This window comes from Pseudomonas sp. SA195, from assembly GCF_054131565.1.
Genome location: NZ_CP096392.1, coordinates 3,505,464 through 3,524,211 on the forward strand (window position 1 = coordinate 3,505,464; position 18,748 = coordinate 3,524,211).

An 18,748-nucleotide genomic window follows, 5' to 3' on the forward strand; every position below is an offset into this window, starting at 1 on the left:
CCGTCAATTTCGGAGCGGGCCATCAGCCCGCTGATTTCATACGAGTAAAGTTCATGAGCAACCGCCGCGCCGTTTTTCTCGACCTTTCCCCGCTCGACCAGGGCGACCTCGACCTGGCTCCGCTGCAGGCGGCTTTCGACGCATTGACCTGCCACGCACAGACTGCCGAAGAGGATGTCATCGAACGCCTGCAGGGCGCCCAGGTGGCAATCATCAACAAGGTCAACCTGAACGCAGCGGTGTTCGCTGCCTGCCCTGAGCTGAAGCTGGTGCTCGTCGCCGCCACTGGCGTCAACAACGTCGATCTCGACGCCGCGCGGCAACACGGCGTGTCGGTCTGCAATTGCCAGGCGTACGGCACGGCGACCGTCGCCCAGCACACCTTGACCCTGCTGCTGGCGTTGGCGACTCGCCTGCCAGATTACCAGGCCGCCGTGGCTCGCGGCCGCTGGCAGGAGAGTGGACAATTTTGCCTGCTCGACTTTCCCATCGTCGAGCTTGCGGACAAGACGCTAGGCGTGCTCGGCCATGGTGAGCTGGGGAGCGCTGTTGCCCGCTTGGCCGAAGCCTTGGGCATGCGCGTACTGGTCGGTAACCTGCCCGGCCGGCCGCCGCGTGCGGATCGCCTCTCGCTTGAGGAGCTCCTGCCGCAGGTCGACGCGCTGACGCTTCACTGTCCGCTGACCGAGCATACGCGCAACCTGATCGGCGCCCAGCAGTTACAAGCGATGAAACCCACGGCCTTCGTCATCAACACCGCACGGGGCGGTCTAATCGACGAGCAGGCCCTGGCCGATACGCTCCGCCGAGGTCACCTGGGCGGGGCCGCCACCGACGTGCTGACCAGCGAGCCACCCAGCAACGACAACCCGCTGCTCGCCGCGGACGTGCCGCGCCTGATCGTGACGCCGCACAGCGCCTGGGGCAGTCGCGAGGCGCGCCAGCGGATCGTCGGTCAGCTGAGCGACAACGCACAGGCGTTCTTCTCCGGCTCGCCGAAGCGCCAAGTCAATTAACGGACCTTCTGTCGCTGCGGGCTGACTGCTAAGCTCGGCCGCTTTTGCCGGAGGCATCCATGGATCCGCGAAGCGAAGTGTTGCTGCGCCAGGCCGAGCTGTTCACAGGGCATTTGCTCCTGGCCGGACTGCCAGCCGACGACCTGCTCGGCCAGCTACCTCAGGCGCACGGCTGGTCTTGGCATGCCGGCGAGCATCAGCAATTGCAGGCGCGCTTTGCCGATCGCTGCGTGTTCGGCGTCGACGCGCCATCAAGCCCGTTCGAGACAGCAGTTCTCTTTCTCCCTAAATCACGCGAGCTGACCGATTACCTGCTCCAGGCATTGGCGGCCAGGCTTGACGGGCAAATGCTCTATCTGGTCGGCGAAAAGCGCGCTGGCATTGAGCGCGCAGCCAAGCAGCTCGGGGCGTTCGGCCAGGCACGCAAGCTCGACAGTGCGCGTCATTGCCAGCTCTGGCAGGTCCGAGTGACGAACTGCCCTGCCCCGCCCGATCTGCTACGGCTGGCCCAACGGTTTAGCCTGCCGCTGGCCGACGGTTCCCTGGACGTCGTCAGCCTGCCGGGTGTGTTCAGCCATGGTCGACTGGATCGCGGCACCGCCCTGCTGCTCGATCACCTGGACGGCTTGCCTGATGGCCGCCTGCTGGACTTCGGCTGCGGCGCAGGCATCGTCGGTGCCTGTCTCAAGCGCCGCTATCCTGATAGCGAGCTGGTCCTGCTGGACGTTGACGCCTTTGCAATCGAGAGCAGCCGCCAGACGCTGGCCGCCAATGGTTTGCAAGGCCACGTGATCGCAGGGGATGGCATCGATGCCGCGCCGAGCGATTGCAGCGCAATCATCAGCAACCCGCCTTTTCACCAAGGGGTGCATACACACTACCAAGCCACTGAAAACCTGCTGCGTCGCGCTGCCAGCCACCTGCGCCTCGGCGGCGAACTGCGCCTGGTCGCCAATGCCTTCCTCAAATACCCGCCTTTGATCGAGGCCAGCCTAGGCCGTTGTGACACAGTGACCGAGGCGAGCGGGTTCCGCATCTACAGTGCCCGCCGCGAGCACTAGCCTGCGGCACTTGCACAACGGGTCACCGTTCGGCACACTCGCGCCCGTCCAGGGGGAGTAGTCTCCGGCGAGCCCTCCGCTCGCCCGGCATGCGTCAACATACTTGGTCCGCAGACCATGGCGCATGCGACCCGCGCGGCTCTACGACCGCGCGCGGTTTGACAAGACCCATGACACGTATACCTGACCCGGGGCGGGCAGGCTGTGCGTGTCATGGTGTTTTTAGTCGACCCGCCCCTGCAAGGAAGTCTCGTTGGAATCCTTCTATATCCCCACGCTGATCGTTGCGCTCGCCGAAATCGGCGACAAGACGCAGTTGCTCGCGTTGCTGTTGGCCGCCCGCTATCGGCGACCGTGGCCGATCATCTGGGGCATCGTTGTCGCAACCCTCGCCAATCATGCCGCCGCCGGCGCAATCGGCAACTGGGTATCGTCCGCGCTCTCCCCGGTAATGCTGAGCTGGATTCTCGCCGCCTCCTTCGCGGCGGTCGCGCTGTGGACGCTAGTACCGGACAAACTGGAAGACGACGAGGCCTCGCGCGGGGTTCGGTTCGGACCGTTCATGGCGACACTGATCGCCTTCTTCCTGGCGGAGATGGGCGACAAGACCCAGGTCGCGACCGTCATGCTCGCCGCACAATATCCGGACTTCTGGCTGGTGATCATCGGCACCACGCTGGGCATGCTGATCGCCAACGTACCGGTGGTGCTGGCTGGCAATTTCGCGGCCGACCGGATGCCGTTGACGCTGATTCGTCGCATTGCGGCAATTGGCTTCGCCGCTCTGGCAGGCTATGCCGCGTACGAGGCCCTTACCCTGAGCGGCACGCTTCCAGTCTGATACTCAGCGCAAGTCGCCGCGGCCCACACTGCTGCTAGAGTGCGCGTTCGCCGCACCTGGCGGCAGAGGGGAGAACGGGCGGAATGTCACCAGAAGAACGAAAACGGAGGGTTCGCCAGCACATCGACCTCAGCTGGAGCAAAGGTCGCCTGGCATTGGCTGAACAGCTGCAAAGCCGTTACTTCATCTACAAGAGTTCATTCATCGCGCAGCCGGCCAACAGCGCCGGCTTCGCGATGATCGTGCGCGAGGTCCGCCTGGCGATACCGGATCTTGAGGTGGTCGTCGACGAATGCCTGAGCGAAGGCAACCGGGTGGTGACTTCGAGCACCTTGTTCGGCACGCTGGCCAAGCCTGTGTTCGGGCACGAACCCAATGGCAAGATTCTCTCCGTAGCCGCCATGTCCATCTGGACGCTCAACCCGAACGGCGATATCGACGAACTGAGCACGCTCTTCGACCTCGAGGGCGCGCGCGCGTTGTTGGGCATGGAGAGCCCCGTCCCCTTCAAGCTCCCGCCAATCTGATCGGATTGGCGGGCTACTGGCTCAACGCTTGCGGTTCTGCTCGTAAAGCGGCATCACTTTTGGAATGGTCGACTGCAATGCCTGGGTCCGGCTGCTCGACGACGGGTGAGTGCTGAGAAATTCCGGCGGTGCGGAGCCGCCCGCGGCAGCCATCTTCTTCCACAGGCTGACCGCGGCATTCGGGTTGTAGCCGGCACGGGCGGCCAGTTCCAGGCCGATCAGGTCGGCCTCGTTCTCGTTGCTGCGGCTGTTGGGCAGGGTCATCAGGTACTGCACACCCACATTGGCCAGCTGCAAGCTGCCGTCCCCGACGCCCATAGCCGAACCGATCTGCGTCGCCATCTGCACGCCGTAAGCCTTGGACATCGCCTCACGGCCGTGCTCGCGCAGTGCATGGGCGATCTCATGGCCCATGACTGCGGCGATTTCATCGTCGGTCAGATCGAGTTTCTCGATCAAACCGGTATAGAAGATGATCTTCCCACCCGGCCCGCAGTTGGCGTTGAGCTCGGGGCTGTCGATGACGTTGACCTCCCAGTTCCACTGCGCGGCATCGGGCCTGAAGGCCCGCACTTCCGCGATAAGCCGCTGCGCAATGGTATTGACGCGCTTGGTGATCGCACTGTTCTTTTCCAAGACGCCCTTTTGCGACGCTTCGCTCAAGGTTTGCTGATAGGACTGGGCATACATCTGGTTGACCTGATCGGTCGACAGCATGCTGAACATGTACTGCTTGCGATCGACGCCAACGGCGCCACCGCTGGTGGTATTGACGGCCTGGCAGCCGACGAGCAGCGCCGCTGCGAGGCAAACGGGGGCTGAGTGCAACCTGAGCATGTCGCGTCTCCATGGGAATCTGCGCCGTATGCTAGAGCGACGCCCGACGCCCGGCAACCGCAGCTGCCGATAACCCGCTGACCCAAACGGTGACGCCACGCACATCAGTTCGCTGGGGTCAGGCACTCCGGCGCATCCAGTTTCGGATCGTTGACCAGAGTCGCCAGGGGCCGTTCGCGCAACGGCATCTGAGGAGCGCTGAACAGCTGTTGCAACGTATCGATGGGCGTCTCGGGATCGAGCCAGGCGGCCAGGCTCGCCTCATCCAGCAGCAGCGGACGGCGCTGGTTGGCCGCCGGCAGGGTAACGACCGCAGTACTCAGGTAGGTATGGCCCTGGACCGGATAGGCTTCCCAGACGGCCGCGAAATACATCAGCGATCCTTCAGCGGTCATCCAATAAGGGCGCTTGCGCGCCGTACCGCGCCATTCGTAAAAACCATTCGCCGGCAACGCACCCCGTCGCTGGCGAAAGGCCTCGCGAAACAGGGGCTGCTCGGCAAGCGTTTCGGCACGCGCCTGCGCGGGCGTTCGCGAGAAGTCGGTCATCCAGGCCGGCGTCAGTCCCCAGCGTGCGCGGGCCAGGCTCAGGTCGCCTTTTTCCTGGCGCAGCAACAAAACGGAAGCACCCGGCGCCAGGCTCCAGTGCGGCGTCAGGTCCGCAGGACAGCCAGGCAAGGCGGCGAAAGCTGGACTCCAGCGAAACAGGGCAAAGCGGCCGCACATGGGCAGGACTCGTCATCAAGTCGAGCGGGACAGCGCCCCGTCGACAACTAGCAGATCAACTCGCCCGGATAGCTTTCGGGTTCGTCACCGGGCAGCGGTTCGGCGCCATTGTACTCGGCGATCAGGTGCCGCGCCCGCTCGGCCTCCTCGTCAGCCGCCATCAGCGCCAACAACCCCGTCGCCGGAAGCTCTCCCATCGCGCCGATGAGGTGGCTGCCGGCGAGAAAGACGTCGATACCCTCAGCTGCCAGCATGCCGCTGAGCATCTGCGCCTCCAGCAAATCCCGCGGCTCATAGATGCGCTGCATCACTCGTCCTCCCTGAACACCTCGAGATGCCAGTCGTTGCCATCGGTCCGCAGGTCGAAGACGATGGGCCTGCAACACACCGCGCAGTCTTCGATGTAATGCTGGTCGCCACCGCTCAGGTCGAGCACGGCCTCGACGCCTTCGCCGCAATAGGGGCATTGGTAGTTCTGTGTCTCGAGCATCAGCGTCTCCTGCCTGAGTTGCCGCTATAATCGCCGTCCTGCCTCAAGTCCCTTGGGGCTATCCAGTCGTTTCCTTTCAGAGAGCATGATGGACGAATTCGAAGCCATCCGACCCTATGCCGACGCCGAAGTCCCTGCCGTGATGGCGCGACTGTTCGCCGACCGGGAGTTCCTCGACATTCTGGCCCACTTTCGCTTCCCGCGGCTGGCCGGCCCCATGGGCTGGGCCCTCAAACCGCTTATAGCGCAACGGCTGCGGCGCGAATTCGCCGGTATCGATTCGGTGGACACGCTGCAAGCACGCATCGAGATGTACCTGGATCGCACCATCGAGCGTGCTACCGACGGCGTGACTTACTCGGGGGTCGAAAAACTCAAGCCTGGCTGCGCCTATCTGTTCCTGGCCAATCATCGCGATATCGTCATGGACCCGGCCTTCGTGAACTATGCCGTGTTCCAGGCACGCATGCGCACACCGCGCATCGCCATTGGTGACAACCTGCTCCAGCGGCCTTTCGTCAGCGACCTGATGCGTCTGAACAAGAGCTTCATCGTCCGCCGGTCGATCACCGCCCGACGTGAAAAACTCGCGGCTTACCAGGTGCTATCGGCCTACATCAACCACTCGATCCGCAACGACGGCGAGTCCATCTGGATCGCTCAGGCCGAGGGGCGCGCCAAGGATGGCGATGATCGCACCGATTCGGCGATCCTCAAGATGCTGCATATGAGCCGCAAGGAGGAGCCGTTCTCCGAGGCTCTATCGGCCCTGCGCCCGACCCCGGTCTCGATTAGCTACGAGTACGACCCCTGCGATCAGGCCAAGGCGCGCGAGCTCTACATCCGCGCTACCACCGGAGGCTACACCAAAGCCGCAGGCGAGGATGACACCAGCATCGCGCTCGGCATCACTGGCTACAAGGGCCGTGTGCATGTCAGTTTCGGTACGCCTATCACTGATGTACCGGACGATCCCAAACAGCTGGCGGCCGATATCGACCGCCAGATTCTGTGCGACTACCGGCTGTTCCCGGTCAACTACCTGGCGTATCAGCTCTGGGACGGTCGCGATCCCGACCTGCCGGTGCCGGCTGTAGGTGACCTGTTTGGCGCGGCGGAAATCGCCCGAGCCGAGGCCGAGTGGGGCAGGCGCCTCGCGGCCTGCCCAAGCGTGCAGCAACCCTACCTCATCCAGCAGTACGCCACGCCAGTGCGCAACCAGCACCGCATCAAGGCAGGCCTCAGCCTCTGACGCCTGGTCCCGGCGGGTCGGCTAGACCAGCCGGGTCGCCGTGGACAATAGCCATGCCAGGCCAAGGCTGGCAAAGCCGAAGGCATAGAAGAAGCGGTCCACTCGCCCGGTCCCTAGCCGCTGAGGGTCGGTCGAGGTCTCGACGCGGCTCTCCGCCAGGTGCAGCCGCGCGCCGGACAACTGTCGCCGCCAGCGAGTGGCCACGAGCAGCCAGCTCCCGGCCAGGGCAATGAGCAAGGCCATCGAGTTGAGCAGCCAGGCAAGGCTCGCTAACCCGGACATGTCGATCTGCAGTGACAACCGAACCTCCACCGCACAAAACGGGTATTCAGGCCCCGGCGGTGCCAGGGCGGCGCGAGAGTCTACCGGAGCCCGGCAGCAGCCGGCTTTTTTCCCGACCAAACACCCATGACGCCCGAGCTGGCAATTTGTCGGGTATTTACGCCGTTTATGCCTGTAGGTCGCCTGGCTGCGATTGACATATATTCGGTTCCGGCTCCACCCTCGATTTGCCCGAAATAGCCGAAATAGAGCATGCGCCTGACTCAATGCCAGGCGGGACTGCCACGATCGGGCACGGCCTCGCCATCTTAAATGATGATGCAGCGCCGGCGAGACACAGCTCCGCACACCGCAGGCATGCATTCGCGCATGAGCGGCACCGCACAAACAGGACAGAACAATGAACAAGAATTTCGTGAAGACGGGGGCTCTCTCACTCTCCCTGCTGGCCAGCGCACTGCTGGCAAGTCCAGCCATGGCGGCCGTTCCCGAGGCCGATGCCGCGAAGCTCGGCAAGAGCTTGACGCCCATCGGGGCAGAAATGGCGGGAAACGCGGCGGGCACCATCCCTGCCTGGACCGGCGGGCTTGCGAGCGACGCCGCGCCGGTCACGGCCGACGGGTTCGTCAGCGACCCCTACCCGGACGACAAGCCGAAGTTCACCATCACGGCGCAGAACTACGAGCAATACAAAGACAACCTGAGCCCCGGCCAGATCGCCATGCTCAAGCGCTACCCCGACACCTATCGTCTCCCGGTGTATGAAACACGCCGCAGCGCTGCAATGCCGCAGCGCATCTACGATGCTGCGGCGAAGAACGCCACCCAGGCCCAACTGGTACGCGGCGGCAACGGGCTGGAAAACTTCGATACCGCCGTCGCCTTCCCGATACCCAAGGACGGGCTGGAAGTCGTCTGGAACCACATCACTCGCTACCGTGGCGGTTCGGCGCGCCGCACCGTTGCCCAGGCAACCCCGCAGGTAAACGGCAGCTACAGTCTGGTGAAATTCGTCGACGAGGTGGTCTATACGGACACCCTGACCGACTACAACCCGGAAAAGCACGGCAACGTGCTCTTCTACTTCAAGCAGCAGGTCACTGAACCCTCCCGCCTGGCCGGTAACGTATTGCTCGTGCACGAGACGCTCGACCAGGTTAAGGAGCCGCGCATGGCGTGGATCTACAACGCTGGTCAACGCCGCGTGCGCCGCGCCCCGCAGGTCGCCTACGATGGCCCTGGCACTGCGTCCGACGGCCTGCGCACCTCGGATAACCTGGACATGTTCAACGGCGCGCCGGACCGCTACGAGTGGAAGCTGGTCGGTAAGAAGGAAATGTACATCCCTTACAACGCCTACCGACTCGACTCGCCGCAGCTCAAGTACAGCGACATCATCCAGCCCGGGCACATCAACCAGGACCTGACCCGCTACGAGTTGCATCGCGTGTGGGAAGTCGAGGCGACCTTGAAGCCAGGCGAGCGCCACATCTACGCCAAGCGCCACTTCTTCATCGACGAAGACACATGGCAAGCTGCGGTCATCGACCACTACGACGGCCGTAATACCCTCTGGCGGGTTGCCGAGGCACATGCCGAGTACATCTACAACGCCCAGGTCCCGCTGTATGCCATGGAAACGCTGTACGACCTGGTGTCCGGCCGCTACCTGGTGATGGGCATGAAGAACGAGGAAAAGAACCCCTACACCTACAACTACAAGGCCAACTCGAACCAGTACACACCAGCGGCGCTGCGCAATTCCGGCGTGCGCTGATCACCCAGGTCTAGGCCTGAAACAAAAACGCCCCGATTCGAGTCGGGGCGTTTGCGTTGGCGGGTTAGGCCGGTTACTGCGACAGCACCTGGCCGATGTTCTGATCGCGGAACACACGGGTCAGCGCATCGCTCAGCACGTCGGTCACGAGTTTGGTATTGGTCTGCTCGTTGGGCGCCATGCCGAAGCGCTGGTCAAGCGAAGCGCCGTAGCGACCGGTATAACGTCGCCCGCCGTTTTGTACCTCGACCCGGAAGGTCGCGCCGATCTTCGCCTCTGTCACGTACAGCCCTTCTTTTGGCGACTGGTATTTCAGCTCCGCCAACGTCAGCGTCAGCTGGGGCGCGTTGTAGGCGTTAGGTGAGGGCGTGAAGCCCAGCAGGCGCACCGCAGCTTCGGCTTGGGCCTGCAGCTTGGGCACCACGCGCTCCTTAGGCACGATCACCGCGCTGGTTTCTGGGTACAACCCGCCCCGGGTTCCCAAAGTGGCTGACGCGCGGCCATCGACAACGCGCACCACGACGGGCTGCCCCTGCCCCACCGGGCTGATGCTTTCGGTGATCTTCGGGTTGGGATCGAGCTGTTGCGGGCTATGAGCGCAGCCCGTGAGCGCCACAGCGGACACGACGAACAGACTGAACAACAGGCGTGGCAGCATGCTGTCTTTCTCCAAGTAAGGGTGGTCAGTGGCGCGCAGTATACCCAGCGTCGCCGCAGGCCAACAGTGACCGCCGCCCCGGCCAGCGGAGGCGCCTTCATCGAACAGTCATACAACTCTGCGATAACCCAGCGGCCTCACAGGAGCCGCCATGTTCAGACTGCCACGCCTGTTCCACCGCCCACGCATCGCCATTTCGCACTACTCGATAATGCCAGCCGCTGCTGCATGCTACTGACCGCAGCGGAGCCACCAGTGGGCCCACGCTGGGTGGAAATCGCCGAGCCTCGACTGGCACTGATAGGTCGAAGGGTACCAGGCCTCACGGCCCAGACATGAAAAAGCCGCCGGCTCCCAAGGGGGCGGCGGCTCGGTGTACACCGGTTCGGGTTACTCGGCCAGGCCCAGTCGCTTGTCGACCATCGCGACCACTTCCCGGTACGCCGTCGCATCGGACTGCAGCACCTTCTCACGCGCCGGGAACATTTCGCAGAGTTTGTTGCTCCAGGCCTCGCTGCGGGCCTGCTCGGGGAAGCAGCGCTCGATCAGGTCGAGCATGATCGATACGGTCACAGACGCACCGGGCGAGGCGCCCAGCAATGCCGCAATGGAACCGTCCTTTGCCGACACCAGCTCGGTGCCGAACTGCAAGATTCCGCCCTTCTTCGGATCCTTTTTGATGATCTGGACGCGCTGACCTGCGATCTCCAGGCGCCAGTCCTCGGCCTTGGCCTCGGGGTAGAAGCCACGCAAGGTTTCCAGGCGATCCTCCATGGACTGGCGCACTTCCTTGATCAGGTAGCGAGTCAGGTCCATGTTGTCGCGCGCAACCGCCAGCATCGGCTTGAGGTTGCCGGGGCGGATGGACATCGGCAGGTCGAGTGGAGAGCCGTGCTTGAGGAACTTGGTGGTAAAGCCGGCATAGGGCCCGAAGAGCAGCGACTTCTTGCCATCGACCACGCGCGTGTCGAGGTGGGGAACCGACATCGGCGGGGCACCGACGGCCGCCAGGCTGTAAACCTTGGCCTGGTGCTGCTTGACGATCTCCGGATTGTCGCAGCGCAGCCACTGGCCGCTGACCGGGAAACCGCCGTAGCCCTTGCCTTCCTCGATGTCGGACATTTGCAGCAGCGGCAACGCCGCCCCGCCCGCGCCGAGGAAGACGAAACCGGCATGGATGTCACGGTTGCTACCGTCACGGGTGTTCTTGATCTGTACGCGCCAGCCCTTGCCCTCGCGGCCGAGCCCGGTGACCTTCTGGAAATACGACATCTTCACGCCCGGCTTGCTTGCCAGGTACGCGAGCATCTGCCGGGTCAATTCACCGAAATTGACGTCCGTGCCGTTCATTGCGCGGGTGGCGGCGATCGGCTCGTCCACCGGACGGCCCGGCATCATCAGCGGCATCCACGCTTCCATCGTCGCCCGGTCTTCGGTGTAGACCATGTTTTCGAAGGCGTGATGAGTCTTCAGTGCGTCGAAGCGGCGCTTGAGGTAGTCGATGTTCTTGGTACCGCGCACGAAGCTCAGGTGCGGCACGGGATTGAGATAGTCGCGCGGGTTACCGAAGCCCTCACGGCCCGCAAGATAGGCCCAGAATTGCTTCGATACTTCGAACTGAGTGTTGATGGTGACAGCCTTCTTGATGTCGATGGTGCCGTCTTTGCTGTCTGGCGTGTAGTTCAGCTCGCAGAGCCCGGCGTGGCCGGTACCGGCGTTGTTCCAGGGGTTCGAGCTTTCGACGGCTCCAGACTCCTGCAACTCGACGATTTCCAGCTTGATGTCGGGATCGAGCTCCTTGAGCAGGACCGCCAGTGTCGCACTCATGATGCCGGCTCCCACCAGCACCATATCCACGGCTTCGCTATCGTGTTGCGTCATCAACGCGTTCTCCAGAATCACAGCATTAAACTGTCATGACCGCAGTACGCGATCATGTAGAACCACCAGCCAAGCGACTGGAAGCGGAGGGCCCACCAGATCGCTGCCCGGGCTTGTGCCCGGAGACGGGCACGCCCGTCCGCTGTCGGGAGCGAGGCTTTTGGCCGTCTCCCTTTCGCTGCGGAGCCTCCCGGAGCGGCAATGGCCAGAGCTCGACGGGCTACTCGCAGCGATTGAATCGATAATGGCCGCCAGCCGCTCAGCCAAGGTCTAGCGTGTCGCAAGGCATCGGCTGCAGCGCAGCCAGGCCTGGATCAGCCGCGGGCGGCCTGGATCAGCTCGATGTAGGGCTCGGCCTGGCGCTGGTCCGCGATCAGTGCGACGAAATCCTGCCCGTTGGCATCCTTCGCGTTCAGGTCATAGCCGGCTTCGACGAAAAAGCCCAGAAAGCGTTCGAAATCGTCGACTCGCAAGCCACGGTACGCCTTGATCAGCTTATGCAGCGAAGGCGGCGTATCGTCAGCAGGCTCAGGCTCGAGAAACAACTTGATCGACTCGTCGGAGATCTCTTCACCGATCACCTGCTTCTTGTCTTTACGCATGCCTACTCCAGTCGACGAGTCTTACGGGGGCGGCAGTTTACTCCGCGGCAACCCTGCACTCAACGCGCCAGGGCCGCTTGCGACCAAGGTCGTACATGAGAATGGCGGATATGCCGGCAATGTCTGGAACGAACCCGGACGGGGCATACACCCGACCCTATACTGGCCTTTTCGCCGCAACGGAGTGCCTGGCATGAAACCTTTCCCCTTGTTTGCCGCCTGGCGCCTGGCCGTGCTCTCGGGTTATGACAGTCGGGCGCTGCGCGGGGACATCGCGGCGGGGCTGACGGTGGGGGTTATCGCTATCCCGCTGGCCATGGCGCTGGCGATCGCCGTGGGCGTCGCGCCGCAACACGGGCTCTATACCGTGCTGGTCGCTGCTCCGCTGATCGCATTGACCGGCGGTTCGCGCTTCAACGTGTCCGGCCCCACCGCGGCCTTCGTGGTCATCCTGCTCCCGATCACGCAGGCGTTCGGCCTTGGCGGCCTGCTGCTCTGCACCATGCTGGCCGGTCTCATCCTGATCACCTTTGGCCTGCTGCGCGCAGGTCGCCTGATCGCCTACGTGCCCTACCCGGTCACCCTGGGGTTCACAGCCGGCATTGGGATCGTCATTGCGACCCTGCAGGTTAAGGACCTGCTCGGCCTATCGCTCGAGGCCAGCCCGCAGCATTACCTTGATCAGCTGCGCCTGCTGGCCCAGGCGCTGCCAAGCGTACAGCCGGGCGACGGCCTGGTTGCCGCGGCGTGCCTCGCGGTGCTGATCGTCTGGCCGCGCCTGGTGCCGAAGGTTCCAGGGCATCTGGTTGCGCTCACTGCGGGCGCATTGGCCGGACTGGCACTCGAAGCGCTGGGCCTGCCGGTCGCCACCCTGGGCGAGCGGTTCAGCTACAGCCTCGACGGTGCGACCCATCCTGGTATTCCACCTCTGCTACCGACATTTGACTGGCCCTGGCGGCTGCCTGGCCCAGACGGCGAGCCCCTGGTGCTGAGCTTCGAGCTGCTTCGCCAACTGCTGGCCCCGGCCTTTGCCATTGCCATGCTGGGCGCAATCGAATCGCTGCTTTGCGCCGTGGTCGCCGATGGCATGACCGGCAGCGACCACGACCCCAATGCCGAACTGCTCGGGCAGGGCATAGGCAACCTCGTCGCGCCCCTGTTTGGTGGCATCACAGCGACCGCAGCCATTGCCCGCACTGCTGCCAACGTACGGGCCGGTGCATTTTCACCCCTGGCGGCCATCACCCATGCGGTGGTCGTACTGGTGGCGATCCTCTGGCTCGCGCCGCTGTTCAGCTATCTGCCAATGGCGGCACTCGCGGCGCTGCTGCTGCTGGTGGCGTGGAACATGAGCGAGGCACCGCATGTCATGAGAACGCTGCGCATCGCGCCGCGCGGCGACGTGCTCGTCCTGCTGACCTGCTTGGTGCTGACCGTGCTGTTCGACATGGTCCTCGCAGTGGGCGTCGGCCTGCTGCTCGCGGCAGGGCTGTTCATCAAGCGCATGAGCGAACTCACCGGCACCACCAGCCTGCGCCACGGTCGCACGGACGGCTTCTCAGACCTGCCGGCGCACGTCGCCGCCTATGCAATCCGCGGCCCCCTGTTCTTTGGCGCGGTAGACAAAGCCCTCGGAGCGCTGCGCCGTTTCAACCCGGGCATCCGCGTGGTCATCGTCGACATCCGTGAGGTCCCGCTGATGGACATGACCGCCCTCGCCGCGCTCGAGGATTTGCTACTCGATTATCGCAGGCACGGCATCGCGCTGATTCTCTGTGGCACCAGCGCGTCGGTGCGGCTCAAGCTGCGCCGGGCTGGCATTCATCGCCAGCCCGGCCAGCTTCACTACGTGCGTGACCGCGAACAGGCCCGTGCTAAGGCGCTCGACCTGATAACCGCCGCGTCACCGCAGGCCTGACGGGTGTGGGTCAACCCGCGTGCTTTTGCAGGTTGGCCATCATTTCCTTGAGCGCCTCGAGGTTGTCGGCCGGATGCGCCGCGTTGTCGAAGTTACAGATCTGCTGCCAATTGGCGGCCACGTCTTCGACATCGAAGCCGGCCTTGGGATCGAAGCCGACCCCCAGGCTGCGCTCCCAGCGCACCTTGCCCATCCAGCCACCGCCCACTTCGAACAGTCCGGAAGTTTCCTGACATTGCTCGCTCCCCAGGAACACCACCAGCGGGCTCACCAGCTCGGGCTTGAGCTGTTCGAAGACCTGCGGCGGGATCAGCCCCTCGGTCATGCGCGTGCCGCCGGTGGGCGCGATGGCATTGACCAGGATGTTGTTCTTGCGCCCTTCGAGGGCCAGGGTGCGGGTCAGGCCGTAAAGCCCCAGCTTGGCCATGCCATAGTTGGACTGGCCGAAGTTGCCGTAGATGCCGGACGTCGACGCGGTGAAGATCACCCGGCCATAGCCCTGCTCGCGCATGTGCGGCCAGGCGGCGCGGGTCACCTTGTAGGCGCCCTCGACGTGCACGCGGTAGACCAGGTCCCAATCCGCGTCCTCCATCTTGTGAAAGGTCTTGTCGCGCAGGATGCCGGCGTTGTTCACCACGACGTCGATACGGCCGAAGCTGTCCAGCGCCTGCTGGACGATCCGGTCGCCCTCGGTCACCGAGTCATGGTTGGCTACCGCCGTTCCCCCGGCTTGCTGGATTTCAGCGACGACCCGGTCGGCGGCCGATGCACTGGCGCCTTCGCCTTGGGCACTGCCGCCCAGATCATTGACCACCACGCGCGCGCCATGGCGGGCGAATAGCAAGGCATGCGCACGGCCCAGTCCACCCCCAGCACCGGTCACAATGACCACCTTGTCTTCGAAGCGAATGGATTCGTTCATCGCGTTTCCTCCTGCGGCTGTTCTGTTGTCATGTGACGACTGGAGTGTCGGTGACGCCGCCGGGCCCGGCAATCAAAGCGCTGCGAATGAATGGGCATGCATAAAGGGCTGGGATGACGCAGCGCAACGCTGTTCATTCTTTGATCGTACGCTGCAAGCCCGCAGCGCATTAGGCTTCCCGCAAAGTGCCCCCACGTTATCCACAGAGCGTCCCACAGATATCCTTAACAACTCATGGGTAGGGTAGCGAGCGCCATAACCAAACGCATCATCGGTAATTTATCTTTTCGGACAGCGAGTTATGGCATCGGCCCAGCGCTTGATCAGTTTCTGAACAGAACTGTCGAGGCCACGTCGCTCGCCGCTTCGGCAGAAAAATAAATAGGTTATCCACTGAGCGCTCCACAACGAGAGGGGATAACTCATCGGGGCGCCCCTATGGCCGCGATTCGAAAAACTAACGGGCCATCGTTGTCAGTAGCGCCTAGGCTGCAAACGTCGAACCAGAGGAGCCATGCCATGCTCAGCCTTGATTTCATTCAGAAGCTCTTCGCCAATTACGCCTCGGGCACCAGTGGAGGTTGCCTTAGCGACCGCTGAGGCTTGGTGAAGCCAGCGAACAGGCGCTACGCTGCCCGCCTCTCATTGACGGAGCAGACCATGACCATGCGTTCGATTTGCGTATTTTGCGGCGCCAGCACGGGCCACGACCCGGCGTATAAAGAAGCGGCCATAGCGCTGGGCCAGGCGCTGGCCAGGCAGGGCATAACCTTGGTGTACGGTGGCGGAGCGGTTGGCCTGATGGGCGTGGTTGCCGACGCGGCGTTAGCAGCCGGCGGCGAGGTCATCGGGATCATTCCGCAGAGTTTGAAAAATGCGGAAGTCGGCCATACCGGACTGACCCGACTGGAAGTCGTGGACGGCATGCATGCACGCAAGGCTCGCATGGCGGAATTGGCGGACGCTTTCATTGCGCTGCCGGGCGGGCTTGGAACTCTGGAAGAGCTATTCGAAGTCTGGACCTGGGGGCAGCTTGGCTACCACCGTAAACCGCTCGGCCTGCTGGACATCAAGCACTTCTACAGCAAGCTCAGCCACTTTCTGGACCATCTGGTGGAACAAGGCTTCGTCAAAGCGCCGCATCGCGACATGCTACAGCGCAGCGACTCTCCACAAACCCTCCTAGCCATGCTCGAACACTGGGCGCCCACCGCCGATGTACGTTGGCAAGAACGCACCGTTAGCTAAGCAATCGTGAGCTGATCAAAAAACGAACACTGTATGGTGAGCCACGGCCGGTGCCCGCTGCAGCGGGTTTTCCTCGCGTTATCCACAGCGGCACCCACAGCAACCGTGGATAAGATCCGCCTGACGATATTTCGCCAAAAAGGAAACGTGGAAAACGGTTTTTCAGAGAGCCAAAGCAGCGTTGGAGCCTTACCTCCCGGGCTGGTCAAATGTTGATCATATCGCGCAACGTCAAGAACAGCGCGGCGTTGCCGTTTCAACCCCAAGGTTATCCACAATGCCTTGCACAGTAATCATGGATAACTATTGGCCGGCTTCAGAATGCCTAGGCTGGCACACGATGTCGGCGAACTCTCCGACAACGCCCCGCTCCAACCCGTTACAGCCACCTCCAGAAGAGTCGTACATGCGTCAACGTCACAATCGCCTGAATGCGTGCCCCTCGCTACGAGCGTACACGCCATGATGGTATTTCTCGGAATGGTGCTGGCTGCCTTCGTTTGTTTTGCCCTGGTGTTTTTCATCAAGCAGCGGCAGTACAACCACCCCGCGCTGCGCATGCCGTACCAGTTGCATACCCCACTGTTCGCGCCTGAAGAACGTGCCTTGCTGACTCTACTCGAGCAGGCTGTAGGCGAGCAGTACCGTGTGTTCGCCAAGGTTCGTCTGGCCGATGTGGTCGACGTGACCGCCGTGCCCAGGCGTGCGCCCTGGTACCAAGCTCACAATCGGATCTCGGCGTCGCGTTTCGACTTTCTGCTGTGCGACCCGGCGTCGCTAGCACCCGTTTGCGCGATTGAAATGGAGGCCGGCACACCAGCCAATGCCTTTATGGATGAACTCTGCCAAACCATCGGCCTTCCGATGGTCCGCTTACCCGCGGAAACTGCTCGCAGCTATGACCGCGTCAAGGCCGCGATCGAACAGGCGGTCGCCGCCGGCACCACTACCCTGCCCCAGGCGTGATGCGCCCAAGCCATTAGTCCCAGTGATCGAACCGTCCTTCCCCGAGCCTGGCCACCGCGTGCTGCGACCGCTACCCTCAGCGGCCCTAACCCTTATCCCACCTGCCCACGTTCAGGTCTGAACGCACCATGCCGTTAAAATCGCGGATCACCGCCCTCGTCCAGATCGTCTCCCGCCTGATACAGCGCTACCCGGGCGTGGTGGCGCTCTTTGGTTTCTGCTCTGGTGTCGCCAGTTTCGTACTCGTCGAACGCCAGGCAGGGCTGGCCAAGGTGGTCGCAGCCGTCATGCTGCTCAGTTGGCTCTGGCTGATGCTCGAGCGCAATCTGCGCCGCGGCCTGGAGCGTAGGTTCGGCTGGAAGGTGCCTGCGCCGCTGTTGCGCTACGTCACGCAGATTGTTCATCAGGAAAGCCTGTTCTTCATCATTCCGTTCTTCTTCATCACCACCACCTGGAACAGCGGTCAGGCGGTGTTCACCATCCTGCTCGGGCTCGCCGCGCTGGTGTCGCTCGTCGACCCCCTCTACTACAAATGGCTTGCGCCGCGACGCTGGATTTACCTCGCGTTCCACGCACTGACGCTGTTCGCCGTGCTGCTCACGGCCCTCCCGATCATCTTTCATCTCTCCACGCCGCAGAGCTATGCCTGGTCGCTGGGCATCGCCGTGCTGCTGGCGCTGCCCAGCCTGGGCGGCCTGTTTCCAGCCTGGAACTGGCGCAGCGTGCTCGGTGTGCTGGTACTCGCCGGTGTGGTCGGCTTTGCCGGCTGGATGGGACGAACCTGGGTGCCGCCGGCAACGCTGTGGCTGACCGACGTGGCGATCAGCACTTCGCTCGATAACCGCTCGCGCAAACCGGGCGAGCGGCTGCGCTCGCTGAGCCTGGCACAGCTGCACGCCAATGGCCTCTATGCCTTTACCGCGATCAATGCGCCGCGCGGCCTGAAAGAGCGCATCTTCCACGAGTGGACCCACAATGGCCGTCAGGTCGACCGTATCTCATTGGAGATCAGTGGTGGTCGGGACGCCGGTTATCGGGCCTGGAGCCACAAGCGCAACTTCCCCCAGGCCGCCGCAGGCCGTTGGCGAGTACGCGTCGTGACCGAGGCCGGGCAGATGATCGGCATGCTGCGCTTCGAGGTGCATGAATGAACGCAGCGGTGGGTGACGACTCCAAAACGCTATGAGTGGCAGGCACAGTTCGCTGGAGGATCTATGGAATGGTGGGAAATGCTGTGCCGCGTTGTCGCCTCGGAGTTTTCTGACCTGCCGGACCTGGAGCATGCCGTGCGCGTATCGGTGCGCCTGCTCGTCGCGGCCTTTCTGGGGGGTGCCCTAGGCTACGAGCGCGAATATAAGGGTAAGGCCGCTGGCTTGCGCACCCATATGCTGGTCTCACTGGGCGCGGCACTTTTCGTATTGGTGCCGCTGGAAGCCGGCATGAAGGTCGAGGACTTGTCGCGGGTGATGCAGGGGATCATTACCGGCGTCGGCTTTCTCGGTGCAGGCACCATCCTGAAGGGCGACTCGCTGCAGGACGTCAAGGGCCTGACCACTGCTGCCGGTATCTGGCTGACCGCCGCTATTGGCGTCGCCGCCGGGCTGGGGCACGAAAGCACCGCTGTTCTTACTACAGTGTTCGCGTTGGCTATTCTGAGGTTGATGCCCCATCTGGAGAAGCACGTGGCACGCGTGTCGCCACGCAAGCGCCAGGGGGAAAACGACTGAACCGAGCAGGAGCTCCTG

The 18,748-nt window shown here is 63.2% G+C and carries 20 protein-coding genes and 1 riboswitch; of the genes, 11 read left to right on the top strand and 9 right to left on the bottom strand.

Features of this window, described 5'->3' with window-relative positions:
* Window positions 1–53: 53 nt before the first annotated feature.
* The 4 genes from M1D78_RS16340 to M1D78_RS16355 all read left to right on the top strand — a co-directional run bounded on the left by M1D78_RS16340 (window position 54) and on the right by M1D78_RS16355 (window position 3,445).
* A complete protein-coding gene (locus M1D78_RS16340; protein WP_437421040.1) occupies window positions 54–1,016 on the top strand; it encodes a 2-hydroxyacid dehydrogenase in 963 nt (320 codons plus the stop codon).
* A 59-nt stretch (window positions 1,017–1,075) separates the two neighbouring features.
* Window positions 1,076–2,077 carry a methyltransferase gene (locus M1D78_RS16345; RefSeq protein ID WP_437421041.1) on the top strand — a complete coding sequence of 334 codons (1,002 nt, stop codon included), beginning with the start codon at window positions 1,076–1,078 and terminating at the stop codon, window positions 2,075–2,077.
* Between the two features lie 40 nt (window positions 2,078–2,117).
* A riboswitch (yybP-ykoY riboswitch) is annotated at window positions 2,118–2,318 on the top strand.
* Between the two features lie 12 nt (window positions 2,319–2,330).
* Window positions 2,331–2,918 (top strand): TMEM165/GDT1 family protein, encoded by a 588-nt coding sequence (locus tag M1D78_RS16350; RefSeq protein ID WP_437421042.1) that lies wholly within the window; start codon window positions 2,331–2,333, stop codon window positions 2,916–2,918.
* An 83-nt stretch (window positions 2,919–3,001) separates the two neighbouring features.
* Window positions 3,002–3,445 (top strand): ester cyclase, encoded by a 444-nt coding sequence (locus M1D78_RS16355; protein ID WP_437421043.1) that lies wholly within the window; start codon window positions 3,002–3,004, stop codon window positions 3,443–3,445.
* Window positions 3,446–3,466: 21 nt separating this feature from the next.
* On the opposite strand, the gene M1D78_RS16360 is transcribed toward M1D78_RS16355, so the two are convergent.
* The 4 genes from M1D78_RS16360 to M1D78_RS16375 all read right to left on the bottom strand — a co-directional run bounded on the left by M1D78_RS16360 (window position 3,467) and on the right by M1D78_RS16375 (window position 5,497).
* A complete protein-coding gene (locus tag M1D78_RS16360) occupies window positions 3,467–4,282 on the bottom strand; it encodes a M48 family metallopeptidase (protein WP_437421044.1) in 816 nt (271 codons plus the stop codon).
* 104 nt (window positions 4,283–4,386) lie between these two features.
* The gene (locus tag M1D78_RS16365) at window positions 4,387–5,007 is read right to left on the bottom strand and encodes an SOS response-associated peptidase (protein ID WP_437421045.1); all 621 of its coding nucleotides are present in this window, start codon (window positions 5,005–5,007) and stop codon (window positions 4,387–4,389) included.
* Between the two features lie 47 nt (window positions 5,008–5,054).
* Window positions 5,055–5,315 (bottom strand): putative signal transducing protein, encoded by a 261-nt coding sequence (locus tag M1D78_RS16370; protein ID WP_437421046.1) that lies wholly within the window; start codon window positions 5,313–5,315, stop codon window positions 5,055–5,057.
* Window positions 5,315–5,497 carry a CPXCG motif-containing cysteine-rich protein gene (locus M1D78_RS16375; RefSeq protein WP_437421047.1) on the bottom strand — a complete coding sequence of 61 codons (183 nt, stop codon included), beginning with the start codon at window positions 5,495–5,497 and terminating at the stop codon, window positions 5,315–5,317. Before M1D78_RS16375 ends, M1D78_RS16370 begins: the two co-directional genes overlap by 1 nt.
* Window positions 5,498–5,582: 85 nt before the next feature.
* On the opposite strand from M1D78_RS16375, the gene M1D78_RS16380 reads away from it, so the two are divergent.
* Window positions 5,583–6,749 carry a 1-acyl-sn-glycerol-3-phosphate acyltransferase gene (locus M1D78_RS16380; RefSeq protein ID WP_437421048.1) on the top strand — a complete coding sequence of 389 codons (1,167 nt, stop codon included), beginning with the start codon at window positions 5,583–5,585 and terminating at the stop codon, window positions 6,747–6,749.
* A gap of 21 nt (window positions 6,750–6,770) precedes the next feature.
* On the opposite strand, the gene M1D78_RS16385 is transcribed toward M1D78_RS16380, so the two are convergent.
* Window positions 6,771–7,049, bottom strand: a complete 279-nt coding sequence (locus M1D78_RS16385; protein WP_437421049.1) for a hypothetical protein — start codon at window positions 7,047–7,049, stop codon at window positions 6,771–6,773.
* Window positions 7,050–7,431: 382 nt separating this feature from the next.
* On the opposite strand from M1D78_RS16385, the gene M1D78_RS16390 reads away from it, so the two are divergent.
* Window positions 7,432–8,808 (top strand): DUF1329 domain-containing protein, encoded by a 1,377-nt coding sequence (locus M1D78_RS16390; RefSeq protein ID WP_437421050.1) that lies wholly within the window; start codon window positions 7,432–7,434, stop codon window positions 8,806–8,808.
* Window positions 8,809–8,881: 73 nt separating this feature from the next.
* Here the strand turns inward: M1D78_RS16390 and M1D78_RS16395 are convergent, their stop codons facing one another.
* The 3 genes from M1D78_RS16395 to M1D78_RS16405 all read right to left on the bottom strand — a co-directional run bounded on the left by M1D78_RS16395 (window position 8,882) and on the right by M1D78_RS16405 (window position 11,949).
* Window positions 8,882–9,466 (bottom strand): YajG family lipoprotein, encoded by a 585-nt coding sequence (locus M1D78_RS16395; RefSeq protein WP_437421051.1) that lies wholly within the window; start codon window positions 9,464–9,466, stop codon window positions 8,882–8,884.
* 390 nt (window positions 9,467–9,856) lie between these two features.
* On the bottom strand, window positions 9,857–11,347 hold the full coding sequence (mqo, locus tag M1D78_RS16400; RefSeq protein WP_457933034.1) for a malate dehydrogenase (quinone): 1,491 nt from the start codon (window positions 11,345–11,347) through the stop codon (window positions 9,857–9,859).
* 314 nt (window positions 11,348–11,661) lie between these two features.
* Window positions 11,662–11,949: a PA4642 family protein gene (locus tag M1D78_RS16405; RefSeq protein WP_437421053.1), complete on the bottom strand. Its 288-nt coding sequence runs from the start codon at window positions 11,947–11,949 to the stop codon at window positions 11,662–11,664.
* 193 nt (window positions 11,950–12,142) lie between these two features.
* Here M1D78_RS16405 and dauA point away from each other — a divergent pair, with 193 nt between their 5' ends.
* On the top strand, window positions 12,143–13,867 hold the full coding sequence (gene dauA, locus M1D78_RS16410) for a C4-dicarboxylic acid transporter DauA (protein WP_437421054.1): 1,725 nt from the start codon (window positions 12,143–12,145) through the stop codon (window positions 13,865–13,867).
* 10 nt (window positions 13,868–13,877) lie between these two features.
* Here the strand turns inward: dauA and M1D78_RS16415 are convergent, their stop codons facing one another.
* On the bottom strand, window positions 13,878–14,789 hold the full coding sequence (locus M1D78_RS16415) for an SDR family oxidoreductase (protein ID WP_437421055.1): 912 nt from the start codon (window positions 14,787–14,789) through the stop codon (window positions 13,878–13,880).
* A gap of 660 nt (window positions 14,790–15,449) precedes the next feature.
* Here M1D78_RS16415 and M1D78_RS16420 point away from each other — a divergent pair.
* The 4 genes from M1D78_RS16420 (at window position 15,450) to M1D78_RS16435 (ending at window position 18,730) form a co-directional block, all read left to right on the top strand.
* On the top strand, window positions 15,450–16,037 hold the full coding sequence (locus M1D78_RS16420) for an LOG family protein (RefSeq protein WP_437421056.1): 588 nt from the start codon (window positions 15,450–15,452) through the stop codon (window positions 16,035–16,037).
* A gap of 462 nt (window positions 16,038–16,499) precedes the next feature.
* Window positions 16,500–17,003: a DUF2726 domain-containing protein gene (locus tag M1D78_RS16425; RefSeq protein ID WP_437421057.1), complete on the top strand. Its 504-nt coding sequence runs from the start codon at window positions 16,500–16,502 to the stop codon at window positions 17,001–17,003.
* A gap of 128 nt (window positions 17,004–17,131) precedes the next feature.
* Window positions 17,132–18,154, top strand: a complete 1,023-nt coding sequence (locus M1D78_RS16430; RefSeq protein ID WP_437421058.1) for a DUF5924 family protein — start codon at window positions 17,132–17,134, stop codon at window positions 18,152–18,154.
* Window positions 18,155–18,217: 63 nt separating this feature from the next.
* Complete coding sequence (locus M1D78_RS16435; protein WP_437421059.1) at window positions 18,218–18,730, top strand: MgtC/SapB family protein; 513 nt, start codon at window positions 18,218–18,220, stop codon at window positions 18,728–18,730.
* Window positions 18,731–18,748: the final 18 nt, after the last annotated feature.